This window comes from Melaminivora alkalimesophila (assembly GCF_000282995.1).
GTDB classification, from domain to species: Bacteria; Pseudomonadota; Gammaproteobacteria; order Burkholderiales; family Burkholderiaceae_C; genus Melaminivora; species Melaminivora alkalimesophila.
Genome location: NZ_ALEE01000692.1, coordinates 1 through 3,412, shown reverse-complemented (window position 1 = coordinate 3,412; position 3,412 = coordinate 1). Strand labels below are relative to the sequence as shown.

Here is a 3,412-nt window from a genome sequence, read left to right as displayed (position 1 = left end):
AGCGCCGCCTCGGCTGCGCGGCGGCCCTCCTCGATCGCCTCCGCCGCACGGTGAAAATCCAGCAGCCCCAGGTGCGCCAGGCTGGGGGCGATCACCACCTCGGGCGGATCGCCCGCCATGCGGCTGCGCGTGATGCGTATTTGCATGATGGTGACACTGGTCATCACCACGTCCAGCACCGAGGGCCGAGGCGGCAGCGGCGCCACCTGGTCCCCGCTCGCAGCTGCCGGCCCGCTGCGCCAGAATTTCAGCCGCTCCATCCAGTCGGCATGGCGGGCCTCCGGCTCCCCCGCCTCGGGCTCGGCGGCCGGGTCGGCAACCGGTGGATCCGCCACGAGGGCAAGCGGCTGCAGGTGGCGGTGCAGGATGTCGGAATTGAGATCCACGCCGATCACGATATCCGCCCCCATGGCGCGCGCCAGCGAAGTCGGCACGGGGTTCACGATGCCGCCATCGACCAGCAGGCGGCCATCCGGGCGCGCCACCGGCGTGAACAGGCCCGGCAGGGCGATCGAGGCCCGCACGGCGTCGGCGATCGAACCCTCGCGCAGCCAGACCTCGGCGCCCGAGTGCAGGTCGGTGGCGACGGCGCCGAAGGGCATGGGCGAGGCCTCGATGTCGAAGTCGGCGAAATTGCGGCGCCAGAAGGCGATCAGTTTCTCGCCCTTGAGCATCCCGCCCGAGAGGTTGAAGTCCATGAAACCCCAGACCTGGCGCATCCCGAGCGTGCCCACCCAGTCGGCGAAGCGCTCCAGCTCGCCGGCCGCGTAGGCCGCCCCCACCAGGGCGCCGATCGAGGAGCCGCACACGAAGTCGGGGCGCACGCCCGCCTCCGTGAGCGCCCGCAGCACGCCGATGTGCGCCCAGCCGCGCGCCGAGCCGCTGCCCAGGGCCAGGCCCAGACGGGGAGCGCGCCGCGCCAGCATCGCTGCGCCCTCAGCCCCCGCCCGGCGCGGCGGCGCCGTCGAGCAGCGCCCGAAGGCCCTCCTCGTCGAGCACCGGCACGCCCAGGCTGCGGGCGCGCTCCAGCTTGGAGCCGGCCTCGGCGCCGGCCACCACGTAGTCGGTCTTCTTGCTGACCGAGCCGGTGACGCGCGCGCCGGCCGCCTCCAGCAGCGCCTGGGCGCGGTCGCGGCTCAGGCCCGGCAGCGTCCCGGTCAGCACCACCGTGCGGCCCGCCAGGGGCAGGGCCGCCGGGTCGCGCGCCTCCCCCTCGTCCCAGTGCACGCCGCAGGCACGCAGCTGCTCCACCACCTCGCGGTTGTGCGGCTCGGCGAAGAAGGCGTGCAGCGCCTCGGCCACCACCGGGCCGACGTCCGGCACCTGCATGAGCTGCTCGGGCGTGGCGTCCATGATGGCGTCCAGGCGCCCGAAATGCCGCGCCAGCTCCTTGGCCGTGGCCTCGCCCACGTGGCGGATGCCCAGTGCGAACAGAAAGCGCGCGAGCGTGGTGCGCTTGGACTTCTCCAGGGCCGCGAGCAGGTTCTGCGCGGACTTCTCCGCCATCCGCTCCAGCCCGGCAAGCGTCGCCAGGCACAGCCGGTACAGGTCGGGCAGCGTGCGGATCACGTGGCCCTCGATCAGCTGGTCCACCAGCCTCTCGCCCAGGCCCTCGATGTCCATGGCGCGGCGCTGGGCGAAGTGCAGCAGCGCCTGCTTGCGCTGCGCCGGGCAGAACAGGCCGCCGGAGCAGCGGTGGTCCGCCTGCCCCTGCTCGCGCACCACCGCGCTGGCGCAGACCGGACAGGCGCGCGGCATCCGGAAGTTCGGTACATAGGGATTGCGCGGCCGGTGGCCGGCGGGCGCAAGCGCGCCCTGGGCCGACGCCTCCAGGGCCTCCAGGCCGGCCGCCGCCGCCTCTGGCGGCACGCGCCCCACCACTTCGGGGATCACGTCGCCCGCCCGGCGCACGATCACCGTATCGCCCACGCGCACGTCCTTGCGGCGCAGCTCGAACAGGTTGTGCAGCGTGGCGTTGGTGACCGTGACGCCGCCCACGAAGACGGGCGCCAGCCGCGCCACCGGCGTGAGCTTGCCGGTGCGCCCCACCTGGATGTCGATGCCCTCGACGCGCGTGAGCATCTCCTGCGCCGGGTACTTGTGCGCCACCGCCCAGCGCGGCTCGCGCGTGACGAAGCCCAGCTCCTGCTGCAGCGCCAGGCTGTCGACCTTGTAGACCACGCCGTCGATGTCGAAGGGCAGCCGGTCGCGCTCGCGTCCGATGCGCTCGTGGTAGGCGGCGAGCTCGGCTGCGCCGCGCGCCAGCGCGACCAGTTCGGAGACCGGAAAACCCCAGGCACGCAGCTGCTGCAGCACCGCGTGGTGCGAGGCAAAGCGCGGCCCTCCCTCGGCCGCCGGCGTGACCTCGCCCAGCCCGTAGGCGAAGAACGACAGCGGGCGCTGCGCCGCGATGTTCGAGTCGAGCTGGCGCACCGCCCCCGCCGCCGCGTTGCGCGGGTTGACGAAGGTGCGCTCGCCACGCTCGCGCTGGCGCTCGTTGAGCCGCTCGAAGTCGTCGCGGCGCATGTACACCTCGCCGCGCACTTCCAGCACCGGCGGCACGGCCATGCCGGCGGCGGCCTGCAGCGCGAGCGGAATCTGGCGGATGGTGCGGATGTTGTGCGTGACGTCCTCGCCCACCTCGCCGTCGCCCCGCGTGGCCGCCAGCACCAGGCGCCCGTCCTCGTAGCGCAGGCTCATCGCCAGCCCGTCGAACTTCGGCTCGGCCACGTACTCGAGCGCTGGCGCCTCGGGCGGCAGGTGCAGCTCGCGGCGCACGCGCGCATCGAAGGCCTCGGCGCCGCTGGCCTGCGTGTCCGTCTCGGTGCGGATGCTGAGCATCGGCACCCGGTGGCGCACCGGCGCAAGGCCCGGCAGCACCGCGCCGATCACGCGCCGCGTCGGCGAATCCGCGGCGACCAGGTCGGGATAGAGCTCCTCCAGGGCCTGCAGCTCACGGAACACGCGGTCGTACTCGGCATCGGGCACGCTGGGCGCATCCAGCACGTAGTATTCGTGCGCCCAGCGGTGCAGCTGGGCACGCAGCGCCTCGGCCCTGCGCTGCGCCACCTGGGGCGCGGCCATCAGCTGAACAGCCGGCGCGCGAGCGCCGAGCCGGCCGACAGTTCGCGCTGGTCGAGCTGGTCGTAGAGCTGCTCCAGGTCGGCGGCGATGGGCTCCATCGCCATGGCGGGCAGCGGCGTGCCGTTCTGGTCACACAGCACCCCGTCCATCGTCCGGCACAGCTCCTGCGCCAGCTCGCGCAGGCGCGCGAAAGGCTGCTCGCTGCGGTGCACCTGGGCCACGTCCAGTGTCAGGCCGACCTCGCGCAGGGCCGACTGCTCGGGGTCGTCCGACATCGCCGCCTGGGCGTCGTAGGCCAGGGTCAGCACCGGCGGCAGCCCCGCCTCGG

At 73.8% G+C, this 3,412-nt stretch carries 2 protein-coding genes and 1 pseudogene; all 3 read right to left on the bottom strand.

Features of this window, described 5'->3' with window-relative positions:
* Nucleotides 1–926 (bottom strand): patatin-like phospholipase family protein (locus A612_RS13430; protein WP_019374978.1); only part of this gene is annotated, 926 nt, incomplete at its 3' end.
* A 10-nt stretch (nucleotides 927–936) separates the two neighbouring features.
* Nucleotides 937–3,084 (bottom strand): NAD-dependent DNA ligase LigA, encoded by a 2,148-nt coding sequence (gene ligA, locus A612_RS13425; protein ID WP_019374977.1) that lies wholly within the window; start codon nucleotides 3,082–3,084, stop codon nucleotides 937–939.
* Nucleotides 3,084–3,412: pseudogene (locus A612_RS13420) on the bottom strand (cell division protein ZipA C-terminal FtsZ-binding domain-containing protein); the annotation flags it as partial. The pseudogene A612_RS13420 and the gene ligA, both read right to left, overlap by 1 nt.

Coding starts and splice junctions, on each gene's coding strand:
- ligA (WP_019374977.1), bottom strand. CDS start 3,084: ATGGCCGCGCCCCAGGTGGCGCAGCGCAGGGCCGAGGCGCTGCGTGCC.